This window comes from Mesorhizobium sp. WSM4845 (assembly GCF_055811455.1).
Window position 1 is genome coordinate 157610 of record NZ_JBVVQA010000004.1, and the last position, 25015, is coordinate 182624.

Annotated in this window: 24 protein-coding genes, 1 tRNA gene and 2 pseudogenes; 13 read left to right on the forward strand and 14 right to left on the reverse strand. The window is 62.9% G+C overall.

Going from position 1 to position 25015, the window contains the following annotated elements; all coding sequences use genetic code 11:
• Nucleotides 1-162: 162 nt before the first annotated feature.
• Nucleotides 163-924 carry a GGDEF domain-containing protein gene (locus tag AC0L2C_RS06720; RefSeq protein WP_473523019.1) on the forward strand — a complete coding sequence of 254 codons (762 nt, stop codon included), beginning with the start codon at nucleotides 163-165 and terminating at the stop codon, nucleotides 922-924.
• 106 nt (nucleotides 925-1030) lie between these two features.
• On the opposite strand, the gene phhA is transcribed toward AC0L2C_RS06720, so the two are convergent.
• Nucleotides 1031-1867 (reverse strand): phenylalanine 4-monooxygenase, encoded by an 837-nt coding sequence (gene phhA, locus AC0L2C_RS06725; protein WP_128175770.1) that lies wholly within the window; start codon nucleotides 1865-1867, stop codon nucleotides 1031-1033.
• A 135-nt stretch (nucleotides 1868-2002) separates the two neighbouring features.
• On the opposite strand from phhA, the gene AC0L2C_RS06730 reads away from it, so the two are divergent.
• Nucleotides 2003-2479 carry an Lrp/AsnC family transcriptional regulator gene (locus tag AC0L2C_RS06730; RefSeq protein ID WP_023801577.1) on the forward strand — a complete coding sequence of 159 codons (477 nt, stop codon included), beginning with the start codon at nucleotides 2003-2005 and terminating at the stop codon, nucleotides 2477-2479.
• Between the two features lie 57 nt (nucleotides 2480-2536).
• Here AC0L2C_RS06730 and argB read toward each other — a convergent pair whose 3' ends face one another.
• Together argB and AC0L2C_RS06740 are read right to left on the reverse strand one after the other, a co-directional pair.
• On the reverse strand, nucleotides 2537-3430 hold the full coding sequence (gene argB / locus AC0L2C_RS06735) for an acetylglutamate kinase (protein WP_077374521.1): 894 nt from the start codon (nucleotides 3428-3430) through the stop codon (nucleotides 2537-2539).
• 75 nt (nucleotides 3431-3505) lie between these two features.
• Nucleotides 3506-5029 carry an amidase gene (locus AC0L2C_RS06740; protein WP_473523020.1) on the reverse strand — a complete coding sequence of 508 codons (1524 nt, stop codon included), beginning with the start codon at nucleotides 5027-5029 and terminating at the stop codon, nucleotides 3506-3508.
• Nucleotides 5030-5245: 216 nt separating this feature from the next.
• Between AC0L2C_RS06740 and AC0L2C_RS06745 the strand changes: the two genes are divergently transcribed.
• From AC0L2C_RS06745 to msrB, 4 genes are all read left to right on the forward strand, one after another.
• Complete coding sequence (locus tag AC0L2C_RS06745; protein WP_473523090.1) at nucleotides 5246-5785, forward strand: sigma-70 family RNA polymerase sigma factor; 540 nt, start codon at nucleotides 5246-5248, stop codon at nucleotides 5783-5785.
• Nucleotides 5782-6480: an anti-sigma factor gene (locus tag AC0L2C_RS06750; protein WP_473523021.1), complete on the forward strand. Its 699-nt coding sequence runs from the start codon at nucleotides 5782-5784 to the stop codon at nucleotides 6478-6480. Before AC0L2C_RS06745 ends, AC0L2C_RS06750 begins: the two co-directional genes overlap by 4 nt.
• 235 nt (nucleotides 6481-6715) lie before the next feature.
• Nucleotides 6716-7273 (forward strand): fasciclin domain-containing protein, encoded by a 558-nt coding sequence (locus AC0L2C_RS06755; protein WP_473523022.1) that lies wholly within the window; start codon nucleotides 6716-6718, stop codon nucleotides 7271-7273.
• 216 nt (nucleotides 7274-7489) lie between these two features.
• Entirely contained in the window at nucleotides 7490-7990 is a 501-nt protein-coding gene (msrB, locus tag AC0L2C_RS06760) for a peptide-methionine (R)-S-oxide reductase MsrB (RefSeq protein ID WP_473523023.1), read from the forward strand.
• 142 nt (nucleotides 7991-8132) lie between these two features.
• Here msrB and AC0L2C_RS06765 read toward each other — a convergent pair whose 3' ends face one another.
• Together AC0L2C_RS06765 and AC0L2C_RS06770 are read right to left on the reverse strand one after the other, a co-directional pair.
• Entirely contained in the window at nucleotides 8133-9665 is a 1533-nt protein-coding gene (locus AC0L2C_RS06765) for a DHA2 family efflux MFS transporter permease subunit (RefSeq protein ID WP_473523091.1), read from the reverse strand.
• An 82-nt stretch (nucleotides 9666-9747) separates the two neighbouring features.
• Entirely contained in the window at nucleotides 9748-10929 is a 1182-nt protein-coding gene (locus tag AC0L2C_RS06770) for an HlyD family secretion protein (protein WP_287065928.1), read from the reverse strand.
• A 140-nt stretch (nucleotides 10930-11069) separates the two neighbouring features.
• Here AC0L2C_RS06770 and AC0L2C_RS06775 point away from each other — a divergent pair, with 140 nt between their 5' ends.
• Nucleotides 11070-11789 (forward strand): TetR/AcrR family transcriptional regulator, encoded by a 720-nt coding sequence (locus tag AC0L2C_RS06775; protein WP_287065930.1) that lies wholly within the window; start codon nucleotides 11070-11072, stop codon nucleotides 11787-11789.
• Between the two features lie 103 nt (nucleotides 11790-11892).
• Here the strand turns inward: AC0L2C_RS06775 and yihA are convergent, their stop codons facing one another.
• From yihA to rpmH, 5 genes are all read right to left on the reverse strand, one after another.
• On the reverse strand, nucleotides 11893-12552 hold the full coding sequence (gene yihA / locus AC0L2C_RS06780; RefSeq protein WP_473523024.1) for a ribosome biogenesis GTP-binding protein YihA/YsxC: 660 nt from the start codon (nucleotides 12550-12552) through the stop codon (nucleotides 11893-11895).
• Nucleotides 12549-13187, reverse strand: coding sequence for a CatB-related O-acetyltransferase (locus AC0L2C_RS06785; RefSeq protein WP_473523025.1), 639 nt, complete (start codon nucleotides 13185-13187; stop codon nucleotides 12549-12551). The genes yihA and AC0L2C_RS06785 overlap by 4 nt, the downstream gene beginning before the upstream one ends.
• 192 nt (nucleotides 13188-13379) lie before the next feature.
• Entirely contained in the window at nucleotides 13380-15203 is a 1824-nt protein-coding gene (yidC, locus tag AC0L2C_RS06790) for a membrane protein insertase YidC (protein WP_473523026.1), read from the reverse strand.
• A 13-nt stretch (nucleotides 15204-15216) separates the two neighbouring features.
• Nucleotides 15217-15570, reverse strand: a complete 354-nt coding sequence (gene rnpA, locus AC0L2C_RS06795) for a ribonuclease P protein component (RefSeq protein ID WP_287065937.1) — start codon at nucleotides 15568-15570, stop codon at nucleotides 15217-15219.
• Between the two features lie 16 nt (nucleotides 15571-15586).
• The gene (gene rpmH, locus AC0L2C_RS06800) at nucleotides 15587-15721 is read right to left on the reverse strand and encodes a 50S ribosomal protein L34 (RefSeq protein WP_008833937.1); all 135 of its coding nucleotides are present in this window, start codon (nucleotides 15719-15721) and stop codon (nucleotides 15587-15589) included.
• Nucleotides 15722-16025: 304 nt separating this feature from the next.
• On the opposite strand from rpmH, the gene AC0L2C_RS06805 reads away from it, so the two are divergent.
• Together AC0L2C_RS06805 and AC0L2C_RS06810 are read left to right on the forward strand one after the other, a co-directional pair.
• Nucleotides 16026-17513 (forward strand): ATP-binding protein, encoded by a 1488-nt coding sequence (locus tag AC0L2C_RS06805; protein ID WP_128185010.1) that lies wholly within the window; start codon nucleotides 16026-16028, stop codon nucleotides 17511-17513.
• Between the two features lie 150 nt (nucleotides 17514-17663).
• A tRNA-Arg gene (locus AC0L2C_RS06810) sits at nucleotides 17664-17740 on the forward strand.
• Between the two features lie 151 nt (nucleotides 17741-17891).
• Here AC0L2C_RS06810 and AC0L2C_RS06815 read toward each other — a convergent pair.
• Nucleotides 17892-19139, reverse strand: a complete 1248-nt coding sequence (locus AC0L2C_RS06815) for an MFS transporter (RefSeq protein WP_287065940.1) — start codon at nucleotides 19137-19139, stop codon at nucleotides 17892-17894.
• Nucleotides 19140-19332: 193 nt separating this feature from the next.
• Between AC0L2C_RS06815 and AC0L2C_RS06820 the strand changes: the two genes are divergently transcribed.
• From AC0L2C_RS06820 to AC0L2C_RS06835, 4 genes are all read left to right on the forward strand, one after another.
• Nucleotides 19333-19992 (forward strand): ArsR/SmtB family transcription factor, encoded by a 660-nt coding sequence (locus tag AC0L2C_RS06820; protein WP_473523027.1) that lies wholly within the window; start codon nucleotides 19333-19335, stop codon nucleotides 19990-19992.
• A gap of 88 nt (nucleotides 19993-20080) precedes the next feature.
• On the forward strand, nucleotides 20081-20392 hold the full coding sequence (locus AC0L2C_RS06825; protein WP_287051194.1) for an ArsR/SmtB family transcription factor: 312 nt from the start codon (nucleotides 20081-20083) through the stop codon (nucleotides 20390-20392).
• Nucleotides 20393-20395: 3 nt separating this feature from the next.
• On the forward strand, nucleotides 20396-20881 hold the full coding sequence (locus tag AC0L2C_RS06830) for an SRPBCC family protein (RefSeq protein ID WP_287238369.1): 486 nt from the start codon (nucleotides 20396-20398) through the stop codon (nucleotides 20879-20881).
• Between the two features lie 363 nt (nucleotides 20882-21244).
• Nucleotides 21245-23116, forward strand: a complete 1872-nt coding sequence (locus AC0L2C_RS06835; protein WP_287238370.1) for a tetratricopeptide repeat protein — start codon at nucleotides 21245-21247, stop codon at nucleotides 23114-23116.
• Between the two features lie 182 nt (nucleotides 23117-23298).
• Here the strand turns inward: AC0L2C_RS06835 and AC0L2C_RS06840 are convergent, their stop codons facing one another.
• The 3 genes and pseudogenes from AC0L2C_RS06840 to AC0L2C_RS06850 form a co-directional block, all read right to left on the reverse strand.
• Nucleotides 23299-23655 (reverse strand): GNAT family N-acetyltransferase, encoded by a 357-nt coding sequence (locus tag AC0L2C_RS06840; RefSeq protein ID WP_473523092.1) that lies wholly within the window; start codon nucleotides 23653-23655, stop codon nucleotides 23299-23301.
• Between the two features lie 12 nt (nucleotides 23656-23667).
• A pseudogene (locus tag AC0L2C_RS06845) lies at nucleotides 23668-24552 on the reverse strand (DUF5996 family protein); the annotation flags it as partial.
• A 95-nt stretch (nucleotides 24553-24647) separates the two neighbouring features.
• Nucleotides 24648-24814: pseudogene (locus AC0L2C_RS06850) on the reverse strand (pirin-like C-terminal cupin domain-containing protein); the annotation flags it as partial.
• Nucleotides 24815-25015: the final 201 nt, after the last annotated feature.

The window sequence follows — 25015 nt, forward strand, 5'->3', positions numbered from 1 at the left end:
GCAACCCCTTATGGCACGAAACAATGCTTTTGGCAGAGGCTTTATCCACAACTTATGCGCGTCATGGGTGGCGAAAATGGCCCGACGATTCAAATTTTAGGCATCGCCGAAAGGTGCCATTCAGGGCTTGCTGGCACACAGACGGTCCAGGGGGAACCAGCGATGAGCCGCATATTTCTGAAGTCTGCCGCCGTCGCTTTCGCCTCCCTCGCAGTCTCGCTGTTGTTGACGCTGATCGTCGTTCCGGCAATAGGCTTTCCGATCAACCGCACGATCTGGCTGACGTCCACGGTCTGCCCGCTGGTGCTCGCCTGGATCGCCAGCGCCTACACGTTCTGGCAGGGCGAGAGGTTGAAAGGCGCTCATCGCGACCTCGCCCGCGCTCATGCCCAGCTCGCCGCTGCGCATCGGCGCCTGTCGGAGAAGGCAAGCCGCGACGACATGACCGGCATGCTCAACCGCGAGAGCTTCTTCGCCGCCCTCGAGGCCACCCGGCGTAAATCCGATCGCGGTGCGTTGCTGATCATCGACGCCGATCACTTCAAGCTCATCAACGACAGCTACGGCCATCTGACCGGCGACGATGCGCTGCTCCTGATTGCAAGCGCGATCGAGCGCGGCGTGCGCAGCGGCGACGTGATCGGCCGCATCGGCGGCGAGGAATTCGGTGCGTTTCTGGTCGGCGCCACCGAACAGGAAGCCAAACGCGTCGCTGAACGCATTCGCCGTGAAGTCGAGCTGATCCGCTTCCGTCCCGTCGATGAGCGGGTCATACCCCTCACCGTCAGCATCGGCGGTGTCACCTGCGGCGAGGATGCCGGCGTATCGGATCTGATGCGTGTCGCCGACCGCCGCCTTTACCAGGCCAAGGATCGCGGCCGCAATCTGACCATCCTGGACAGGGACGTTTCCGAAGCGGCCTGAACGGTCCCATCTTCTCGGCTTCCGGCCTGCCGATGGATCGTCATTCCAGCGCGCCACCAATAACGCCCGCGCCGATCGGCTGCGGGCGTCCGCGTCTGGCCAGCGTCTAAAGTTTTGCCGGGTCGAGGGCCGGCTTGCCCTTGTGGCGTCCGATGATCGCTGCCATGTCGGCGACGTTGTGGAAGGCATCGCGCAAAACGTCGAAGGACGGCAGCACGAAATATGCGCGCTGGAACTTGTCGATCTCATAGCTGGTGCGCATTACCGTTTCCAGATCGAAGGGAACATGATGCGCGTCCTTGCTTTCAACCGCGAATTGAAGTTCGGCAAAGGACGACATCAGCCCGGCGCCGAAAGCCTTCAACGGTTGGCCGGCCTCCTGGATCAGCCCGTACTCGACAGTGTACCAGTAGAGGCGGCTGATCATCTCGTCGCCGCCGAGCGCGATCAGATGCTCGGCCTTCTCGCCATACATCTGCATGAAATCGGCAAAGACCGGCTGGGTCAGCACCGGCACATGGCCGAAGAAGTCGTGGAACATATCCGGCTCGACGATGTAGTCGAGCTCTTGTTTCGTCCGCAGCCAGTTGGTCACCGGGAAGCGCCGGGCGGCCAGGTGGACGAAGAAGGCCGGTGCGGGAATGAGGCCCGGCACGGCGACGATTTCCCAACCGGTAAGCTTGCGCAGCTTCTCGCTGACCACACCGAAATCCGGAATCCTGTCGAGCAGGCCCAGCGTGGCGACGCCGTCGAGATAGGACCGGTGTGCCAGCTTTTTGGTCAGCTTCGTCTGGCGGTCGCACAAAGTACGCCACACTGCCTGCTCGTCAGCTGTGTAGTTGTAGCTCTGCTCAACGGTGAAATCGGCACGGCAGACCGAATAGTCGCCGCGAAGGCCTTGCGCCGCGCATTCGCGGGCGTAATCGGCAACGTTCATCGTCATGGCTGTTCTCCCTGGAAATCACGACTAACATCTTGAAAGTTTAGCCGGATCCGGTGAGGCAAATCCGCTTTGATGATGGCTCGAACAGGCGATTTGAGGTAAAAGCCACCACAGCAGAGCTGCAGGAGAGTGAAAGTGCCTCAGTTTGACGATTTTGAGATCAAGATGCTCGATATCTTGCAGCGCGATGGGCGCAAGCCTGTGTCCGAACTGGCCCAGGAAATCGGGCTTTCGACGACGCCATGCGCGCGCCGCTTCGAGGCTCTTCAGAGCGCCGGCATCATCAAGCGCTTTGCCGCTGTGCTCAGCCGCCGCGCCATCGGCCTGATGGTCGAAGTGTTCATTCAGGTGCGCCTGGTGACCCACAGCGACGGGTCGCCCGAAACCTTTATCGCCGCCGTGCAGCGCATGGACGAGGTGTCGTCGTGCTGGACGATGACTGGCGACTACGATTTCCTGCTGCATGTGATGGTGCCGTCGGTCGACGAGCTCAACGCCTTTGTCATGCACCGGCTGATGCGGCTCGACGGCGTGCGCGATGTCCACACGCAGCTCGTGCTGCAGAACATCAAGGGGCCGGGCCACGTGCCGCTTGGGCACCTCAGGCGATAAGTTCGCCCCGACGCCTGCTCAACCCTGGATTTCTGGCCGACAAGTTGCAGCCTGGGCTTACCGCACGATCAGTGTGCCGGCGCCGTGTTCGGTAAACAGTTCGAGCAGCACCGAATGCGGCGTCTTGCCATTGAGGATGACGACGCCTTCGACGCCGCGCTCGATCGCCTCGATGCAGGTCTCGACCTTGGGGATCATGCCGCCCGACACCGTGCCGTCCTTGATCAAGGCCTTTGCCTCGGCGACGGTCAGTTCGTCGATGAGCTTCTTGTTCCTGTCGAGCACGCCGGGCACGTCGGTGAGGAACAGAAGGCGTGTCGCCTGGCAGGCGCCGGCGATGGCGCCGGCGAAGGTGTCGGCATTGATGTTGTAGGTGTGGCCGTCACGGCCCGGCGCCACCGGCGCCAGCACCGGGATCATTTCGGACCGCGCCAGAAGGTCGAGCAGGGTGCGGTCGACCTCGACCGGCTCACCGACGAAGCCGAGATCGAGCACACGCTCGATGTTGGAGTCGGGGTCGATCATGGTCTTGCGCGCCTTTTCGGCGAAAACCATGTTGCCGTCCTTGCCGCACAGGCCGATGGCCCATTCGCCCTCGGCATTGATCAGCGCGACGATCTCCTTGTTGATCGAGCCGGCCAGCACCATCTCGACGATCTCGACCGTCTTCTGGTCGGTGACGCGCAATCCGCCCTCGAACTTCGATTCGATGCCCATCTTGCTCAGCATGGCGCCGATCTGCGGCCCGCCGCCATGCACGACGATCGGGTTGACGCCGGATTGTTTGAGCAGCGCGATGTCGCGGGCAAAGGCCTTGCCGAGCGCGATGTCGCCCATGGCGTGGCCGCCATACTTCACCACGACCGTCTTGTTCTCGTAGCGCTGCATATAGGGCAGCGCCCTCGAAAGCAGCGCGGCCTGCATTTCGGCGGTGGCGGCGAGGTCCGTCATTCGGCTTGGTTCCCAGCTTGGCATGAACGGCGGCGTCTTAGCGGGAATTGGAGCAGGGGGCAAACGGCTTTGCTCTCACGTCAGGTGAAATCGGCCTGCTTTCATCCCGGGCACCTGCAGTGGCGCCCGCCGCGTCAGCCATCCCGAAATCTTTTCCATTTGCGCGGCGAGGGACAACAAGGTCTCCTCGTCGCCGGGGCGGCCGGCGGCCTGGATGCCGAGCGGCAGGCCGGCATCGGTGACATGAACAGGCAGCGCGATCGACGGCTGGCCGCTGACGTTCTGGATTGCCGGCCAGTGGGTGAACCACAGGCTCTTGTCCATCAACTGGCCGAACAGCGGCTTGAATTTCAGCAGGCGGGCAAGCCGCAGCCTGTCGAGCATTTCTTCCAGGAACGCATCTGCGCCTTTTGGATCCATCGCGCCGCAGGCGAGCGGCGGATGCGCGATGACAGGCATCAGCACGGCATCGTACCGCGCGGTCTCGATGATCAGCCGGCGCGACGTGGCATGCAGCCGCTGCAGGCTGGCATAGATCTCGCCGGCCGAAAGAACTTCGCCGAAGGCGCTCATCACCCGCGTGGTGCGTTCGATATCACCCGAAATGGAGCGGCCGACGCGCAAGACCTCGCCGCGCATCGTGCCGGCCACCGCCGCGGCGACGGTTCTGGCGAAATCAGCGATGAAATCGCGATCGATATAGGGCAGGTCGATCTCCTCCATCGTATGGCCGCCTTCGCGCGCCAAAGCTATCGCAGTGTCCAGCGCCGCCAGCGTCTCGGTCGATATCGGCAGGCCGAGCGGCGATTTTCGGTAGACCGCCAGTTTCAGCTTGCCGGGGTCACGCACTGCTGCGGCGGCGAAAGTTCCTTTCGGCGTCGGCGCCGCATACGGCGACAGCGGATCGGGCCCATGCGTCAGGTCGAGCAGAAGGGCCGAATCACGGACCGAGCGGGAAACGGCGTGGTCGATGACCAGGCCGTACCAGCTTTCGCTGACCAGCGGCGTCAGCGGCACGCGGCCGCGCGAGGTTTTCAGCCCGACCAGCCCGGTGCAGGCGGCGGGAACGCGGATCGAGCCGCCGCCGTCCGAAGCATGTGCCACCGGTACGACGCCGGCCGCGACCAGCGCCGCCGCACCTCCAGACGAGCCGCCGCTGGTATGGGCTGTATTCCACGGATTGCGGGTGATGCCGAAAGCGGCGGATTCGGTCATTAGCCTCAGCCCATGTTCGGGCGAGGTGCTGGTGGCGATCGGGACGAGGCCGGCGGCCAGATGGCGTTCGGTCATCACCGAGTCGAAATCGGCAACGAAAGCCGGAATGCGGCTGCCGCCGTGCGTCGGCACGCCTTTCATGGCGATGCCGAGATCCTTCAGCGCGAAGGGCACACCGGCCAGCGGCAGCTTGCGGTCGATGGTTTTCGCCCGCGTCCGCGCCGCCTCGTAAAGCGGCTCGGCGATGGCATTGATATCCGGGCGAGTGGCCTCGGCCCGCGCAATCGCCGCGTCGACGAGCTCCTGCGGCGAGATTTCTCCTTTGCGAACCAAGCCGGCCAGGCCGGTAGCGTCATGTTCCCACAGGGCCCGTTCGACCGACATTCTTGCTCCCCCAACTATCGGCAAGCTAGAGCATCGGATGCAAAAGTGGAAACCCGGTTTTGGGAAAATCCGATGCTCAAAAAGGTCGGCTCTTTCTCGTCAATGGAAGCCGACGGCGCTCCCGGTGCACAGGAACGCTTCCGCCGGTGCAATACATTGCAGTGGAATGATCTGGGGCAATTGCCTAATTTGGGCAATTGCTTAATTTGGCAGCCGATGACGCCGCAGGACATCAGCGACCTGATCGTCCGGACTTCGATGAAGGACCGGGCTGCGTTCGATCTGCTCTACCGGCAGACCAGCGCGAAACTTTTCGGCGTCTGCCTTCGTGTATTGAAGGACCGGGGAGAGGCAGAAGAGGCGCTGCAGGAGGTCTTCGTCAAGATATGGACGAAGGCCGACCGTTTCGCCGTCTCGGAGCTAAGCCCGATTTCCTGGCTGGTGGCCATTGCGCGCAATCACGCGATCGATCGGATAAGGGCGCGGCGAGAGCCTGTCGCCTATATCGACGCTGCGCTCGGCGTCGCCGATCCGGCGCCGGGACCGGAGGCTGCGGCTGTTGCGGTCGGTGAATCCGGGCGCATCTATCGTTGTCTCGACGAATTGGAAAAGGACCGGGCGGCGGCCGTCCGGGGCGCTTATCTGGACGGCGAAAGCTATGCCGAACTGGCGGCGCGCCATGACGTGCCGCTGAACACGATGAGAACCTGGCTGCGGCGCAGCCTGTTGAAGCTCAGAGAGTGTCTTGAAAGATGACGCTGGCAGAGGATGACGGACCGGAATCTGGGGGCGACGACCTGTTTGCCGCCGAATACGTTCTTGGCGTCCTGGCCGCGGACGAGCGCGAGATTGCGTCACGCCGCATCGACGCGGACGCCGCTTTCGCGCACCTTGTCGATGTCTGGGAGGCGCGTCTTTCGCCGATGGCCGACGCCTATCCGGAGACAGAGCCGCCGATCAGGGTCAAGGAGGCATTGGATCGCCGGCTGTTCGTCGCAGAGCCTCGCGCCGGCCTCTGGTCAAGCCTTGCCTTCTGGCGCGGGCTTGCAGCCGCTTCCGTCGCGGCGTTGGCGATCTATATCGCCGAGCCTTACGTCAACCCGCCGGCCGAGCCGCCGCGGCTCATCGCCTCGCTGGCTGCCGATGGCAGCGACGTCAGATACCTCGCCGTCTATGATGCCGCCCGTCGCGAGGTCGGCCTGTCGCATGTCTCCGGCGAGCGCGCCGCCGGCAAGGATTTCGAGCTTTGGATGATCGAGGGCAAGAATGCGCCGGTCTCTATGGGCGTCATCCCGGCCGGCCAGACCGCGCGTATGACCATCTCCCCGGCCGTGCAGGAAAAACTTGCGCAAGGCGCCGTGCTTGCGGTCAGCCTTGAACCGACCGGCGGTTCGCCGACCGGCCAGCCGACCGGCCCTGTGGTCGCTGCGGGCGATCTGAAGAGCATCTGATCGCCCCTGTCTGCTAATCACCCCTATCTGCCGATTTTTCGAGAAGATTTTAAATCTATCACCTGTGGTGACTTTGGCGGGGAAGCATGCAGGCTGTAAGAGTCCTGCCCTGAAAATCATGCTCGCCGTTATAAAAAATAAAATTTTCTCCTGAATGGGCGAAACTCGGGCATTTATCCCCCGTATCTCCTTGCGCCCCAAAGAGGGGAAAAAATAAACTGAGGAGATAGAAATAATGCGTAAGTTCGCCACCCTTTTGCTTGCCGGAACGGTCGCCGTCTCCGCGCTTGCCACCGCCGCCTATGCCGAAAATCCGATGGTCGGCGGCGCCGCCATGTATGCCACCAGGAACATCGTCGAGAACGCCGTCAATTCGAAGGATCACACGACGCTGGTCGCGGCCGTCAAGACCGGCGGTCTCGTCGACACGCTGCAGAGTGCCGGTCCCTTCACCGTGTTCGCGCCGACCAACGAGGCCTTTGCCGCCCTTCCGGCCGGCACCGTCGATACATTGCTCAAGCACGAAAACAAGGACAGGCTGGTCAAGATCCTGACCTGCCACGTCATCGGTGCCAAGGCGATGTCAGCCGACGTCGCCAAGATGGCCATGGACGATGGTGGCGCGCACAAGGTCAAGACGGTTGGCGGCTGCGAGCTGACGCTCAAGGCCGAAAACGGCAAGGTCACCGCGACCGACGAGAACGGCAATGTCGCCAATGTGACCGTCGCCGATGTCGAGCAGGCGAACGGCGTCATCCACGTCATCGACAAGGTTCTCCTGCCGAAGATGTAACGAAGCGCCCGTCGCCAGCGAACATATGGCTGAGGCTCCATGCCGAGTGCGCGGGTTTCCGCTTGCGTGACCCGCGCAATCGACAGGCGTACACTCCGCACCGTCCGCTGTAAGCGTGGGGCAGGTGCGGAGTGCCCGGTGTCGGGAGCTGGCGTCACCGGCTTTTGATTTCCATGTGACGGTCGAATTTGGCAAACGGAAAGAGGAGGAATGGTGATGATCCGGCGCGACTTTCTTTGGAGCGGTGCCGCTGTGGCATTGCTGGCAGGCACGGCGGCAGCGCTGCGCATTGACCGGCCGCAGGATGCACACGCGGCCGAAACCTTCGAGGTCACCAAGACCGAGGCCGAGTGGCGCGCCATCCTGTCCGATGCGGCTTTCAATGTGCTGCGCAAGGAAGGCACCGAATATCCCGGCACCAGCCCGCTGCTCAACGAACACCGCAAGGGCATCTTCGCCTGCGCCGGCTGCGACCTGCCGCTCTATTCCTCCGATACGAAGTTCGATTCCGGCACCGGCTGGCCAAGCTTCTGGCAGGAGATTCCCAACGCCGTCGGCATGACCGCGGACAGGTCCCTCGGAATGACCCGAACCGAAGTCCACTGCCGCCGCTGCGGCGGTCATCTCGGCCATGTCTTCGACGACGGCCCGCCGCCGACCGGCCTGCGTCATTGCATCAACGGCGTCGCCTTGACCTTCAAGCCGGCCACGGCCTGACCTAAAGCGCTCGCGTTTGACCGGCCTCACGCGACGCGCTTTAGGTTGTTGTCTTATGCATGTCGTTATCGCAAAACCGCTGCGCACTTTTGCGCGACATGCATGAGAGCGCCGCGTCCTTTGGGCGCGCAAAGTTGCTCAATCAGTGTCCGCCGCCTCCGCCCGCCGGCTCGGCCGGCTTGCGGATGACCATGGTGAAGATCGCCAGCGTCGCGAACAGCGCCGTCAACAGATAGAACACGTCCATGAAGGACAGCAGCGAAGCCTGCTGCTGGACCATGCCGGACAGTTTCGAGATCGCCGCCTTGGAGGCGTCGAGGCCGGCATTCTGCTGGAAGTCGAGCGTCATGTTCTGCAGCCTGGTCTGCGTCTCGGCGCTGCCCCATTGCACATGCTCGGCCAGCCTTGCGTAGTGGAAGGCGCTGCGGTCGATCAGCACGGTGTTGATGACGGCAAGGCCGACGGCGCCACCGAGATTGCGGGTGAGGTTGAACAGACCGGATGCATTCTTAAGCCGGTCAGGCGGCAGCGTTCCAAGCGCAATGTTGTTGATGGGCACCATGCACAGCATCATCGAGGCGCCGCGCAGGATCTGCGGCAGCAAAAGCTCCCAGAAATCCCAGTCTGCGGTCAGATAGGTCATCCGCCAGGTGCCGGCAGCGAAGCCGAAGAAGCCGATCATCATCATCAGCCGCGGATCCATCTTGCGCGACAGGATGCCGGAAATCGGCGCTGTGACGAACATCGCCAGGCCGCTGACGAACAGCGCCTCGCCGATCATCAGGGAGTCGTAGCCGCGGATGCGCCCCAGATACACCGGATAGAGATAGGTCAGGCCGTAGAGGCCGATGCCGATGACGAAGGAGAACAGCGAGCCGAAAGCGAAGTTGACGTTGGCGAAGGCCTTCAGGTCGACGATCGGCTCCTCGGCAGTGGAGGCGCGCCAGAAGAACAGCACCGCGCCGGCCGTCATCAGGATGGCGCAGATGAACACGGCCCGGTCCTGAAGCCAGTCGTTGCTGGGACCTTCCTCGAGCACAAATTCCAGCGAGCCGAGGAAAGCCGCCATGCCGGCGAGGCCCCACCAGTCGAACTTGCGGAACAGGCTGAGATTGGGCTTGTCGAAGTCGATCAGCGACCATGCGGCTGCGGTCACCATGATGCCGGGCACCACATTGATCAGGAACAGCCAGTGCCAGGACATGGCATGGCTGATATAGCCGCCGACAGTCGGGCCGATGGTCGGCGCCAGCGTCGCCACCAGGCCGATCATCGGCGACACCATGGCACGGCGCGACGGCGGGAAGATGGTGAAGGCGGCAGCGAACACGCTTGGGATCATGCCGCCGCCGATAAAACCCTGGACGGCGCGGTAGACGATCATCTGGTCGATGTTGGTGGCGGTCGCCGCCAGCGCGCTCGCGGCGGTGAAGCCGGCCGCGGAGACGGTGAACAGCACACGGGTCGACAGCATCCGGCTGAGAAAACCGGACAGCGGGATCATGATGACTTCGGCGATGAGATAGGCGGTCTGCACCCACGGAATTTCGTCGGAGCTGGCGCTCAAGCCGGCCTGAATCTCGGCCAGCGAGGCCGAAACGATCTGGATGTCGAGGATCGCCATGAACATCCCGAACACCATCGCCAGGAAGGCGATGATGCGGCGTGTGGGAATGGTATCAGGCGTAGCCGGCCTCGCCGGCGGCGATCCTGCTGTCGAGGTTGCGGTTGCCACGGCATTGCTCCCAAGCGGCCGCTCAGTTCGACGCCGAAGGTGCGGTGCGGCTGTCGACGGCGACGACGACGCTGAGGCCGGCGCGCAGCTTGCCTGTCTTCAGCACATCCGCCGGCACGTCGATGCGAACCGGGACGCGCTGCACGACCTTGGTGAAGTTGCCGGTGGCGTTTTCCGGCGGCAGCAGCGAGAACACCGCGCCGGATGCCGGCGCCAGCGACGAGACGGTGCCTTCGAAATCCTGGCCGTCGATCGCGTCGACCGAAATCCTGACCTTTTCACCAGGCACCAGCCGGGCAAGCTGGGTCTCCTTGAAATTGGCGACGATATAGAGCTTGTCCATCGGCACGATGACGGCGAGCTTCTGTCCGGGGCTGATCAGGTCGCCCTGCTCGACCGAGCGGTTGCCGACGACACCGTCATAGGGCGCGCGCAGCACGGTGAAGGACAGGTCGCGTGCGGCCTTGTCCCTGGCAAGCTGCAGCGACGCCAGCGTGCTTGCCGTCTCCGCGCGCTGCGCTTGGAGCACACCGATATTGGCCTCAGCCGCCGCGATCTGGGCGTCGGCACCGACAAGGGCGGCATTGGCCTGCTCGACCGCGGTCTGGGCATCGTCCAGTTGGGCCTGGGTGCCGACATGTGTCTTGAGCAATTGGGCGGCGCGCGCTTGGACACGCGCCGCATTGGCGGCGGCGGCCTGGTCGGCGGTCTTCTGCGCCTGCGCCTGCTCGAGCGAGGCGCGCGCCGCCTCGGTCTGGGCGTCGATACGATCGAGCGTCTTGCTCAAGGTGGCGATCTGCGCCTCGGCCTGGGCGACCGCTATTTTGTAGTCGCCATTGTCGACGACCAGCAGCGGGTCGCCGGCCTTGACCTGCTGGTTCTCGGTCACCTTGACCTGATCGACATAGCCGGAAATTTTCGGCGAAATGAACGCCATGTCGGCCTGGACATAGGCGTCGTCGGTGGAGATCATGAAACGCCCGTCGGTCAAGTAATCATAGCCATACCAGGCGCCTGCGCCCAGCAAGCCAAGCGCAATGATCGGCAACAGAAAGGAGCGTGCCGAGCGTTTCCTTTTGGCCGGCGCCTCGGCCGGAGGACTTTTTGCGGGCTCAGTCGGTGGGTTCGGCGCTTCGATTGCCGGCGCTACCTTGGCGTTGGGGAAGGGACGGACTTCGGCGGTTGGGGTCGCGTTCGAGGACATGGCATCTCTCTTGGCATCGCTAGAAACCGGGCATCAGACTGAACCGTTCGGTTCGATGCTGACGTTGACTTAGCGCGGTCAGAGGCCCATATCAAGGGTGATCGAACCGATCGGTTCGAAATTTTTCGAGGTGTGACGTTATGACCGAGCCCGACAAGGACCAGTGCGATCCGCTGGATGGCCCGCGTCGCGGCCGCCCGGCGGCGGGACAGGACCCTGTCAAGCGCAGCCAGATCATCGAGGGCGCGCGTCGTGTCTTCATCGACAAGGGCTTCGAAGCGGCGTCGATGAACGACATCACCCGCGAGGCCGGCGTTTCCAAGGGCACGATCTATGTCTACTTCGCCAACAAGGAAGAGCTGTTCGAGGCGCTGATCGAGGAAGAGCGCGGCACGATCTTCAAGAACATGTACGATCTGCTCGACCGCGCCGACGACCTTCGCGAGACGCTGGTGAAGTTCGGCAAGGTCCTGTCCCTCAAGATCACCTCGGCCAAGGTCGTCCAGGCGCAGCGCACCGTGATCGGCGCGTCCGACAGGATGCCCGAACTTGGCGCGCGTTTTTACGAACGCGGCCCGAAACGCGGCCACGACAAGGTCGTTGCTTTTCTCAATGCCGCCATCGAGCGCGGCCTGCTCGAGATCGACGATGTCGATCTTGCCGCCTATCAGTTTACCGAACTGTGCCTGGCGGGCCTTTTCCGTCAGTGCATATTCGCCTACCGCACCAAGGCCCCGAGCCAGGCTGAAATCGACCACATCGTCAGGTCGGGCGTCGGCATGTTCCTGAAGGCTTACGGCACCGAAAGGCTTGCCACGGAAGAAAGCACCCAGACGATCGCCCTGGAGGCAAAGTCCTAGAGCATTTGCAGCCAAGTGGAATCACTTTGCGTCGCAGAAATGCGGCTAAAAACAAATAGATAGAGCGGGATGCCAGTTCAATTTGAACGCATCCCGCTCTAGTCTAGCCGCCATTGGCCGCCAGCACGATCGCCGCGCGCAATTCCTCGAGGCCCTCGCTCTTTTCCGAAGACGTGGCGAGAACGAACGGAAACGCGGCGGGCCGCTTCTTGATCTTCTGCAGTGTCTCTTCGAGCAATCGCGGCACGCCGGCTGCCTTGATCTTGTCGGTCTTGGTCAGCACGATCTGATAGGACACCGCCGCCTTGTCGAGCAGCGACAGCACTTCGTCGTCCTTGGCCTTGATGCCGTGGCGGGCGTCGATCAGCACGTAGACGCGCTTCAGCGTGACGCGGCCCTTGAGATAGTCGAAGACGAGTTTCGTCCAGTCGTCGACCTTTTCCTTGGGCGCGGTGGCGTAGCCGTAGCCCGGCATGTCGACCAGCGCCATCGGCGGCAGGTCGGCGCCTTCGCCGGAAAACCCGCCCGGAACGAAATAGTTGAGTTCCTGCGTCCGCCCTGGCGTATTGGACGTGCGCGCCAGTCCCTTCTGATTGACCAGCGCGTTGATCAGCGACGATTTGCCGACATTCGAGCGGCCGGCAAAGGCGATCTCCGGCGGTCCTTCCGGCGGCAGGAATTTCATCGCCGGCACGCCGCGGATGAAGATCCACGGCCGCGTGAACAGCTCGATGCCGATCACGGACTTGTTCAACGCGTTCAAACCGCTGCCTCCAGAACAGAAATATCGGCGCCACGAATGGCATTGAGGTTGCGGCTGATCTTTTCCACCGGCCAATCCCACCACGCCGCCGCCAAAAGCCGCCGGATGGTCCTGTCGTCGAAACGCATTTTCACCACCTTGGCCGCATTGCCGGCGACGATCGCATAGGGCGCCACGTCATGCGTCACCACCGACTTTGCCGCAACGATGGCCCCATCGCCGATCGCCACGCCGGGCAGGATCGCCGCTTCCATGCCGATCCATACATCATTGCCGATCACTGTGTCGCCGCGCAATTCCTTCGACCAGGTCGCCGGATCGAAACCCTCTTCCCAGCCATGACCGAAGATGTTGAACGGATAGGTCGAAAAGCCGGACATGGCATGATTGGCGCCGTTCATGATGAAGCGCGCGCCCTCGGCGATGGCGCAGAACTTGCCGATGATCAGCCGGTCGCCGATGAATGGATAGTGATGCAGCACGCATTGCTCGGCGAATTTGTCCGGCCCGTTCGGATCGTCATAATAGGTGAAGTCGCCGATCTCGATGTTCGGCGCCGTGACCAGCCCCTTCAGAAAGCCGACGCGGCTATGCATCGGGATCGGGTGCTTGATGTTGGGGTTAGGTCCGATCATGGTCTGGCTCCATCGGCGAAACAACAGGTCAAAATAGCGCGATCCGCCCGGCAGCACCAACCGCGTGCGCAGCGGATCATCCTTACCTGTTCATCGACGGAGCGCTCCTGAAACGACAGCGGAGCTTATAGGTCGCGGCGACGTCTACCGCCGCGCCGGGCTTTCCTGGATTCGACAATAGGGGGGCGCCGACTATTCCGCCGGCGACGGTTTCTTCCGGAACAGCGCGACCAGATTGTCCCACAATTCGATCTTGGCGCCCTGCCGCTTCATGATCACGCCTTGCTGGATGATCGAAAGCAGATTGTTCCAGGCCCAGTAAATGACGAGGCCGGCCGGAAAACCCGCCATCATGAACGTAAAGACCACCGGCATCCAGGTGAAGATCATCGCCTGCGTCGGGTCCGGCGGCGTCGGGTTCATGCGCATCTGCAGGAACATGGTCAGGCCCATGATCAGCGGCCAGACGCCGATCATCAACATATCCGGCAGAGCGATCGGAATGAGGCCGAACAGGTTGAAGATCGAGGTCGGATCGGGCGCCGCCAGATCCTGAATCCAGCCGAAGAACGGTGCGTGCCGCATCTCGATGGTGATGTAGAGCACCTTGTAGAGCGCGAAGAAGACCGGGATCTGCAGCGCCACCGGCCAGCAGCCGGCGAGCGGATTGATCTTCTCGGTCTTGTAGAGCTCCATCATCGCCTGTTGCTGCTTCATCTTGTCGTCCGCGTATTTCTCGCGGATCTCGAGCATCTTGGGCTGCACCTTCTTCATGTTCGCCATCGACGCGTAGGACTTGTTGGCGAGCGGATAGAAGGCGGCCTTGACGACGACGGTGGTGGCCAGGATGGCCAGGCCGAAATTGCCGAAGAATTTGTACATCGTGTCGATCAGATAGAACATCGGCTTGGTGATCCAGATGAACCATCCCCAGTCGATCAAGCGGTCGAACAGCCTGATGTTGCGGTCTTCGGCATAGGCGTTGACCTTGGCCACTTCCTTGGCGCCGGCGAAGATTTCGCTCTCGACTGTCGCCGACTGGCCGGCATCGACGGTGATCGGATCGGTGAGGAAGTCGGCCTGGTAGCGGGGGCGGCCGTCCTCGAAATAGGCGTAACTCGGCTGGAACTGCTGCTTCTCGGTCGGCACCAGCGTCACCGCCCAGTATTTGTCGGTGATGCCCAGCCAGCCATCGGTCGACTTGCTCGGCGTGAACTGCTTGTCCTCCTCGATCGACGAATATGTGTGTTCCTGCAGGCCCTCCGTGCCGGTGACGCCGATCAGCCCCTCATGCAGCACATAGATGCTGGCAACGGCAGGCTTGTCGAAGCGGGTGACACGGCCGTAATTCGACAGGGTAACGGCGGCCGACCCCGAATTCTGCACCGTGTCCGAGACGGTGAACATGTAGTCGCCGTCGACGGAGAAGGTGCGCTTGAAGGTGAGGCCCTTGTCGTTGGTGAAGGTCAGCGTGACCGGAGTCGCCGGCGTCAGCGTCGCATTGCCGTCGACGGTCCACACGGTTTCCGGGCCCGGCACCGTGCCGGTCTTGTCGCTGCCGATAAAGCCGATCTCGGCATAGTAGCCCGTAGGCAGCGCTGCCGGGTTGAGCAGTTCGATCTCGGGCGAGTTCTTGTCGACCGTCAGCCTGTAGTGCTTGAGCTTGAGGTCGTCGAGACGGGCGCCGGTGAGATTGATCGAACCCTCCAGGCTCGGCGTGTCGATCCTGACGCGCTTCGTCGACGCCAGCGCCTGCTCGCGGCTGGCCAGCGTCGTGCCGTCGGTTCCAGGTGCATTGGGTGCATTAGGAATGGCGCCTTGCTGCGGCACCGGCGTTTCGCTGCCGCCCGGACTGGCGGCTTGCGCCGCCTTCTTCTGCTCCGCTAGCCGCTGCTCTTCGATACGGGCCGCCTCGCGTTGCGCCTCGCTGTGCGGCAGCACGTAAAAATACTGCCAAAGCGACAGGATCAGCACCGACAGCGCGATGGTGATGAAGAAGTTCCGGTTGTTTTCCATCGAAAGCCTTGGCCTATCGTGTTCCGCGCAGTCGGCGTGAGAGTTCGGCCTTCAACTGACCGAACGGAATGGCAAGCACATCTTCGCGCCCGACGATGACATAGTCATTGCCTGGCTTCATGTCATCCGCGGCATGCGTACGCACGGCTTCTCTCAGCCGCCGCCGGATGCGGTTGCGGACGACTGCGTTGCCGACCTTCTTGGTGACCGTGTAGCCGACGCGAGGCGCCGCTGCGTCGCTGCGGTCGAGAACCTCGACGAGAAAAAGCCGCCCGCGGCGCTTTTCGCCACGCCGGACGGCCAGGAATTCCGCGCGCTTCAGAAGCCGCTTGGGATGTGTTCCCACTGGCTTGCCGGTTGCGGGCAACGATCTCGTCTTCCGTTCAGGCGCTGAGCCGCTTGCGGCCGCGGTTGCGGCGGGCTGCGACGACGCCGCGACCACCCTTGGTGGCCATGCGGGCACGAAAACCGTGCCGGCGTTTGCGGACGAGTTTGGACGGTTGGTAGGTACGCTTCATTTGTTTTAATACCGCGGGGTGCGGCCCTTCTTGATTCTGTCACTCTGTAACAGGAGCTTTGCCCGGCCGGCTTTGGCGCGATCGAAACCGCGCCGGGACGAATGGCCCGAGCGTGAGCGGGCTTATAGAAAGAAGGGTTTTGGAAGTCAATCCGGCCCCGACATTCCGGCGCCTCGGGCCAACGGCGGGCGTGATGGCCGAAGTCTGGGCGGTCTTATCGCGTATTGGGCCGAAGGATGAAATTGGCAAAAAAGCCGCAATGGCCTAATCTTGGCCGATCAAGTGATCGTGAAGAAAAAGCAGTATGAGTGAAATCCCATCCGCGGACGAAAGCACCGATCGGGCGACCGCAGCCGCCCGCAGGGTGCCGTTGTCGCGTGGATTGTCGACAAAGCTCCTGCTGCTCACCATCGTCTTCGTGCTCCTGGCCGAGGTCCTCATCTTTCTGCCCTGGATCGCCAGCTACCGGCTGAGCTGGCTGAAGGAGAGGCTGAGCACCGCCGCGGCCGTCTCGATCGTGCTGGTGCAGGGAGAGCCCGCCTCGCTGTCGCGCGCCGCCCAGAACGATGTGCTGATGGCGATCGGGGCCAAGGCGATCGCCGTGCGCGACGGCGGTGTCTCGCGGCTTCTGGTGGTGGCTGAGATGCCGCCGCACGTCGACGAGCATGTCGACATTGCCAATGTCGGCCTGATCGAGGGCATGACCGGCGCCTTGGACACGCTGTTGTTCGGCGGCGAGCGGATGCTGCGCGTTTTCGGGCCGGTCGGCGACAGCGACAAGGAATTCGAGCTGATCATGCCCGACTACAGCCTGCGCAATGCCATGCTCATCTACTCGCGCAACGTCGCCTTTGTCTCGCTGCTGATCTCGCTGTTCACCGCCATGCTGGTCTATGCCGCCATAGACCTGATCATGATCGGCCCGATACGGACGATGACGCGCTCGATGCTGGCCTTCTCCGAGGCTCCCGACGACCCCGGGCGGATCATCCGCCCTGCTGCCCGCGCCGACGAAATCGGCGTTGCCGAGCGCGAGCTCTCGCAGATGCAGGAGCGGCTGCAAAAGATGCTCTCCGAGCAGAAGCATCTCGCCGACCTTGGCCTCGCTGTGTCGAAGATCAATCATGACATGCGCAATATCCTGGCGTCGGCGCAGCTGATGTCGGACCGTCTGCGCCAGGTCAAGGACCCGACCGTGCAGGCCTTCGCGCCAAAACTGCTGCGCGCGCTCGATCGTGCCGTATCCTATTCGGAAGGTGTGCTTGCCTATGGCCGCACCCAGGAGCCGCCGCCCTCGCGCCGCAGGCTCAGGCTGCGCCAGCTGGTCGACGACGTCCACGGCCTGCTCGACACCGAAGGCGGCATAGAATTCGTCAATGCCGTCGATCTGGCTTTCGAGGTGGATGCCGATTCCGATCAGCTTTTTCGCGTGCTCACCAATCTTTGCCGCAACGCCGTCCAGGCGATGGCGGCGGACGCGGAAAGCGCGGTGGTGCGCCGGCTGGAGGTGTCGGCCGAGCGCGTCGGCAGCGTCAGCCGCATCACCGTCACCGACACCGGCCCCGGCCTGCCGCCGAAGGCGCGCGAGAACCTGTTCGCGGCGTTCCGCGGCTCGGCCCGCAGTGGTGGCACCGGCCTTGGCCTGGCCATCGCCCATGAACTGATCCGCGCCCATGGCGGCACGGTGGAGCTCGTCGAAAGCAGAGGCGGCCGCACCACATTCGCGGTCACCATTCCCGACCAGCCGGTCCGGCTCGACCAGGCCCGCAACGGCCTGCGCCGTCCCGCCTGATCCTCGCCCGCCCGGTCCCCGTCAAGGCACAACAGCAAAACTTTTGCCGGATCGGCTTGCTTTTCGGAAATTCAGTCGCTAGGGAACACGTCACATCGCGGCCGGTCGTCAAGGATCGGATCGCGGGCCATTCAAAGCATGGCCTGTTGCGCGCCCGTAGCTCAGCTGGATAGAGCACCAGACTACGAATCTGGGGGTCAGGAGTTCGAATCTCTTCGGGCGCGCCAATAATCTCAATCAGTTAGCGGCGCGACACGTTTCAAATCGGTTTTTGAAACGGTTTGAACGGCCGGATGCTTTTTCGTGTGATTTCGCGCGAGTGGCAGCGTCAGGAACCCGACGCTGGCGCGGCGGAGGCGGACGCATCCGAGGCGACGTTCAACTGCTTCGTCCGGCATGACCTTCGCGCATCATGAAAGCGACCACGGTACCGGACAGGAAAGTGAGGGCGGCGATCGAGGCAATCGCCCACGCCAGGCCGAAGAAGTCGGCGATCAGTCCCGCCGACAGCGCACCGATCGCGTAGCCGAGATCGCGCCAGAAGCGGTAGACGCTGAGCGAGCGGGCGCGCCATGAAGGATGCGACGCATCTGACACTGCGGCGATCAGGCTCGGATAGACCATCGCCGTGCCCAGGCCAAGCAGGAGGCTCGCCACCAGCCACCAGCCAAAATTCGAGGTCAGCGCCGTGAGAAAGAGCGCCGACGCTTGCACCCACATGCCGGCGACGATCAGGCCCTTGCGGCCCCAACGGTCGCTGAGCGGTCCCGTCACGACCTGCAGCACGCCCCAGGTGACGGGATAGACCGCCTTCAGAATGCCGATGCGTTCCACACCGAGCCCGCCGGCTGCGAAGAAGAGCGGAAAGATGCCCCAGCTCATGCCGTCATTGAGGTTGTTCACCAACCCGGCCTGCGAAGCGGCAAAGAGGTTGCGATCCCGAAAGGAGGTCAACGCAAAGACCTCGCGGAAGGAAAGGGGTGATGCCCCGCGCGGATGGTTCGCCAGTTCCGCACGCACATGATCGCGCGTGTCGCGCACGAGCAGGATCGAGAGCACCGTGCCCAGCACTGCGTAGCCGACGCCGAGATAGATCGGGATTGGTCGCAGACCGTAGCGACTGGCGAGATAGCCGGTGAGAAAGGCGGTGATCCCGACTGCGAGGTAACCGGCAAACTCGTTGAGCCCTACGGCGAGGCCACGCCCCTTCGGGCCGACAAGGTCGACCTTCATGATGACGGTCATCGACCAGGCGAAGCCCTGGCTGATGCCAAGCAGTGCGTTGGCGGCGATGACCCAGTTCCAGTCTGGCGCCCAAATGATCATGAAGGGAACCGGCAGGCCGAACAGCCAGCCGAGAACCAGCACGCGCTTGCGCCCCCATTTGTCGGCGAGCTGTCCGGAGACAAGGTTGGCCAGCGCCTTGACGACGCCGAAGCTGACGATGAAGGAGACGACCAGCGTGGTCGAGGCGAGCCCGAATTCCTCTGAGCCGATCAACGGCACGACGGTGCGTTCGATGCCGACCATGCCGCCGACGAATGCATTGATAAGCACAAGCAGCGCGAACTGCCGCCAGTTGGCCTTGAGACCGAGGCTCACTGCTGGCGCCGCGATCGTTGTCATGCTGCACCGGCATTGATGGCTCGGGTGCGTGCGGCCATCACTACATCAATCCCGTTCGGGAGCCGTCAGAGCCGGAGCCAAGGCTGCTAAGCGATTGAAGGGGCTTCTCGGCCACGGACTTGTCTCCTCGGGGGCCGTGTGATACGCATCATTCAATAATTATGTTGAATGAACTAGCGTGGCTGCTACCCTGATGTCAATCCGCAATCCGAAGCAGGCACTTTACGAGCAGTTCGCGGTTGTCGCGAAGGCTCTGGGCAATCCGCAGAGGCTGGAACTGATCGAGCAACTCGCGCAGGGTCCGCGCAGCGTAGAAGCCTTGGCCGCCAAGCTTGCGCGTCCGGTGGCGAATGTCTCGCAGCATCTCCAGGCGATGCGCCGCGCCGGACTCGTGACGTCAGAGCGCGATGGCAAGTTCGTCAACTACCGGCTCGCAGATGAAAGCGTACTTGCCGCCTTCGCCTCCATTCGAGTCGTTGCCGAGCGGCATTCGGCCGAGGTCGAACGCATCGTGAGGGCCTATTTCGACCGGCGCGACGATATGGAGCCCGTGTCCCGGGAAGAACTGGCCGCGCGAATGAAAGACGGGCTCGTTACAGTCATCGACGTCCGACCGCACGATGAGTTTGCGCTCGGACATCTGCCGGGCGCGATCAACGTCCCCCTCGGCCAACTGGAGCAGCGGTTGCCCGAACTCGAGGCGAAGCCCGAGATCGTCGCCTACTGCCGCGGACCGTGGTGCGTGATGTCGTTCGAGGCGGTCGCCCTGCTGCGTGAGCACGGCTTCCGCGCACGCCGCATGGAAGATGGCCTGCCCGAATGGCGTGACACGGGCTTAGCTGTCGAGGCTTGATCGACTTCAACTTCAAAGTCCCCTCACTCAGTCCTTTTTGCCGTAGCAAGGTTGACTCATCACGTTAGTCCGTGCTAACGCGTTAGTGGTGACTAACGTGTACAACAGCTGGACCGCCCTGGGCGACCCCACCAGGCGCACGATCTTCGAACTCTTGGTCGAGCATCCGCGTTCGGTTACCGAGTTGGCGCGTGCCCTGCCGGTGACCCGGTCGGCGGTCTCGCAGCATCTGAAGGTGTTGAAAGAGGCAGGGCTCGTGGCTGACACGCCGGACGGCAAGCACCGCATCTACCGCGTCGAACCCGACGGGCTGGCGGCGCTTCGCACGGAGCTGGATCGGTTCTGGGTAAAGACGCTCGCTGCCTACAAGCAAGCTGTCGAACAACCGCGAAAGGAGTGAACTATGAACACGCAAACAGCAGACACCTCGGTTAGGCACTCGATCGTGGTCGAGGCATCGATCGAACGCGCCTTCAAGGTCTTCACCGAGGATTTTGGCAAGTGCAAACCCAGGGAGCATAATCTGCTCGCCGTGCCGATCGCCGAGACCGTGTTCGAGCCGCGCGTCGGCGGCCATATTTATGATCGTGGCGTCGACGGCAGCGAGTGCCGCTGGGCGCGCGTGCTGGCTTATGAGCCGCCGCACCGTGTGCTGCTAAGTTGGGACATCAGCCCGCAATGGCGGTTGGAGACCGATCCGAACAAGGCCAGCGAGTGGGAAGTCCGCTTCACTGCCGAAACGGCTAATCGGACCCGCCTCGATCTCGAGCATCGCAAACTGGAGCGCCACGGCGCCGGCTGGGAAAGCGTGCGCGATGGTGTCGCCGCCGATCAAGGCTGGCCGCTCTACCTGCAGCGATACGCCGACCTGTTCGGGCGTCGGGCCTGACGGCCACATCCGCAAGCATCAGATCGAATCCGGCCTCGCGGCCTGCAATCCCGTAAGCTCAGGAGTTATTCGCGGTGGCGACACTGCCGCCGCGAATAACGTCCCTTGCCTACCCGGAGCCCGACAAGCGTAGGCGCAATAATTGCCTGACCAGCATGCCCAACGCCGCTTCGGATGCGGGGACGGCTCCGCGCGAACGGATGATGGCTGACGAAGGTCAGAACGGTATAGGCCACAATGGTCACGCATTTGTGAGCTGTATGATAAGCCTATTCGGGATTATGGGTCTAATCTTGAAGCGTGCGTCGTCTTAAGTGTCACTAGTAATAGTCCCTGCAGGGCCGCCGCTCAGGAATAATGCTGATGGAACGCAAGCTCGCGGCAATCATGGCCGCCGATATCGTCGGCTACAGCCTGCTGATGGCTGAAAACGAGGCTTCCACCTACGCGAAGCTGCGCGCTGTTTTTGATGAGCTCATTGACCCGACCATTGCCCGCCATGGCGGGCGCATCGTCAAGACGGCAGGAGACGGCTTTCTCGCCATGTTTCCCAGTGTCAACGAAGCGGTTGATGCGGCGCTGGCCATACAGGAGGGCTTCGACAAGAGCCCGTTCGAGCTGCGCATCGGCATCAATCTTGGCGATGTCATCGAAGATGACGGCGACGTATACGGCGACGGCGTCAACGTGGCCGCCCGTCTTGAGACCATGTGCGATCCGGGGCAGATATTCGTCAGCGGCGCCGTGGTGATGGCGGCCGACCGCAACAGCGCGGACAGGTTCGTCCGAATCGGCCGCAGGCGGGCCAAGAACATTCCCGAACTTCTCAACGTCTACCGCGTAAGGCGCGCGGGCTCTGCGTGGTCGCCATGGCGGCAGCTGCCGCAGGTGCTGCGCAGCACTGCCGCCCGCTGGTCTTATGTCGCGGCCGCCATAGCCCTCATCCTCATCGGCACCCAAATCCAGCCGCTCCCCCTGGCAGCCATGGTCAGCCGCATCCCGGCGGTCTTGTCGATGGACCAGAGCCGCGACGACCCCCGGCCGTCAGTGGCGGTCATGCCTTTTGCCGCGATGAGCGGCAGCGGCGAGCAATCGTATTTCGCGGACGGACTGGCCGAGGATGTCACGACAGCCCTTGCCCGCAATTCAGAGCTGCAGGTGATCGCGCGCGATTCCACCTACGCCGTGCACGGGCAGGATACGGACGTGCGCAAGCTCGGGGCGAAGCTCGGCGTTGATTATGTGGTTGAAGGCAGCGCCCGCCGTGAAGGCGACCAGCTTCGCGTGTCGGCGCAGCTGATCGACGTAAAGACAGGCGCGCATCTGTGGTCGCGCAGTTTTGACCGGCAGGTCGCCGACGTGTTCACCGTCCAGAGCGAGCTGACCACTGAAATCGTCGCGCAGATCGCGCCCTATATCGGCAGGAGCGAGGCGGCGGCGGCGGCGGAACGCCCGACCGACAATCTGCAGGCCTATGACCTCGTGCTGCAGGCCCGCAACCGCTACCGGCACGGCGCCGATGACCCGCAGGACATTCTGGAGGCGCGGGGCCTCTACCAGCGCGCCCTTGAAATGGACCCGTCCTATGCGGCCGCCCGCGCAGGCCTCGCGCTGACCTTTATCGCCAGCGTGGCGCAGAGCGGTGGCGGCCGGGCAAACGCGCCGGAACTCCATCTTGGGCTTAGCGAAGCCCGGCAGGCGGTCCGTCTCGATCCCAATCTTGGCCTTGGCTATCAGGTCATCAGCTTCGGGCTTGCCCTGCAGGGCGACTATTCAGGCGGCTTGCAGGCCGCACGGCGCGCCGTGGAGCTCAACCCTAATGATCCCGACAGCATGATGGCGCTTGCAAAGGCGCAGGTTCGCTTCGGGCAATATGATGATGCCGTCGCCAACGCAGAGCGGGCCCGCCGCCTTCATCCTATGGCGCCCGAGTACTACGCCTATGTGCACGGGCAGGCGCTCTACGCGGCTGACCGCCGCGACGAGGCTTCCGCCGTCATAGAAGAATGCCTGATCCGGGCGCCGCGCGATGCAAACTGCCTTCTGATTCAGGCGGCTTTGCAGGCCGGGGGCGGCGAGGTCGAGGCAGCCCAGCAGACGATGGCAAAGCTGGTCGAGGCGCATCCGGCATTCTCGCTGGAAGCAGAGCGCGCTTACCGCCGCTTCGGTGACAGGCCGCTGATGGAAGAGTTCCTGCAGGACCTCGCAAAGGCCAAGGCTCCTGAATCCGCCTGACAGTTTTTACAGAGCGACTTCAATCATATAGCGGTGCCCAGTTTCATCCATTTCGGCGCGCCAATTTTTGCCATTCCACGACGCCAACACCGAAAATCGCCGCTGGAACTACGTCCGCCGCTAACGGTGGTAAGAGTCGGTCGGAGCCGGTACGTTGGCGGGTGAAGGAAGTTACGAGCAGCCTATGACCGACGCAGCACGTCCTGCCATTCGAGATGACGGTCGATCTGCGCTTTTGCGAACGGACAAAGCGGAATGATGGCGACCCCTTCGCGCCGCGCATCCTCGACCGCCTGGCGTACCAGTCGCTCGCCGACCTTGCGGCCACGCAACGCCGCTGGAACTTCGGTATGGTCGATGATGATCAACCCTTCGCCGGCCCGGCTATAGGTCATCTCAGCTTCGATGCCGTCGACGAGCATCCGGTAGCGTCCCTTCGATGCGGTATCCTCCCGCTCGACCTTTTCGACGGTCAAGGGAGAGGCAGGGCCCGGCTGCTCGGCGTCATGCGGCCGCACCTGACCGCGCCGCCCCGGCATGCAATCCAGTAGGTCGCGGTCCCATCTTCCGAGATCGGCCGCAGCGTCGTAGGTCGAGACGAGAAACTCCATAAGCGCCGCGTCGGGATTTGCAGCCGACTGAACGGCATCGTACGGCAGGATGAATTCCGATAGGCCCTCATGCCAGAACGCGCCCTCGGGCCGGACCGACGCGCCCCTGAAGCCACTCGGCGCCGGATAGGCGTAGGCATAGAACGCGGGGTAATCGATGCCGCCACCGCCGGGCCAGAAACCGGCCGAAGAGACCTCGCGGTCGTAGGCTTCCTGTGCCACTTCGTTGGGCAATGAAGGAATGCCGCCGGGATGGAGAGGCGCGCGCCGCCCTGAAAAGCGGGTGACGGCCAGGTCAAAACTGCCCCAGAACAGGTGAACGGGACTGGACTTGCCAAGAAAGGAGGTCCGGAACCGACTGAATACCCTGTCGACCGCCACCGATGCATGATGGAAGCGCTAAACGGCTTCCCGGTCATAGGCCCGGTCGCGATGATCTCCGGTGAACGGCACGGGGTTGGGCACCTCGTTCGGATTGCCGTTAAAGGTCGGCGTGCCTCCAAGTTCGGAAATCAACTGCACGAAATTGGCGTGGAACGCCGCGACTGTGGATGGCCCGAGCGCAAACGATGCCTTGCGGCCATTGCCGCTCGTGCCGACAACCGTATGGTCCCGAAGGTCGAAGAGGATCTCAATGCCTGGGCCGTCGGGGATCGGCGAGGAGGTCAGGCCGCGCGGCGTGACATAGAAGGTCGCGTTCCAGGAATGGTTGAGCCACGGGGTATGAGCAAGGCGATATTTCCCGGCGATCTGCAAATGGAGATGCAGGGCCGAACACGTCTCGCGCCAGCCGAGGTAGTCCAGGTGGGGCCACTTGTTGCTCATTCTGCTTTCTCCATCCAGAACACACCCGGCACGCGACGCGTCATCTCGTCTGAACCGCCCGGGTCCGTGCCCAGGCGACCTCCTTCTTAGCGCCGTCAGTCAGGTACGGGAATGTGCTCATCTCGGTCATCGATCGGGAGATCGAAACGTCCCTTGCCCCAGTCCTCGGCGCGCCATTCGGCCTTCGCTTCTTCGATGCGGTCCTTCGAGGAGGCGACGAGTTCCACCAGATATAGCGCGGTCCGCTGAGCGTTGCGCCGCCGCCCGGTTCGATTGCTGGGTTCCAACTCATGCGCGTCATCCTCACTTAGGCCGTCCAGACAGCCTCGCCCTTGCCGATGCGAATGCCCGATTTCGACCAATCCGAACCGCGAGCGGGAAGAGCGCTTTCGGCCCGACAAAATGCCTAAACTGGCGAGCGACCGCCTCCCCAACTAGTCCTGTGATACGTCAAGCTGTGTCG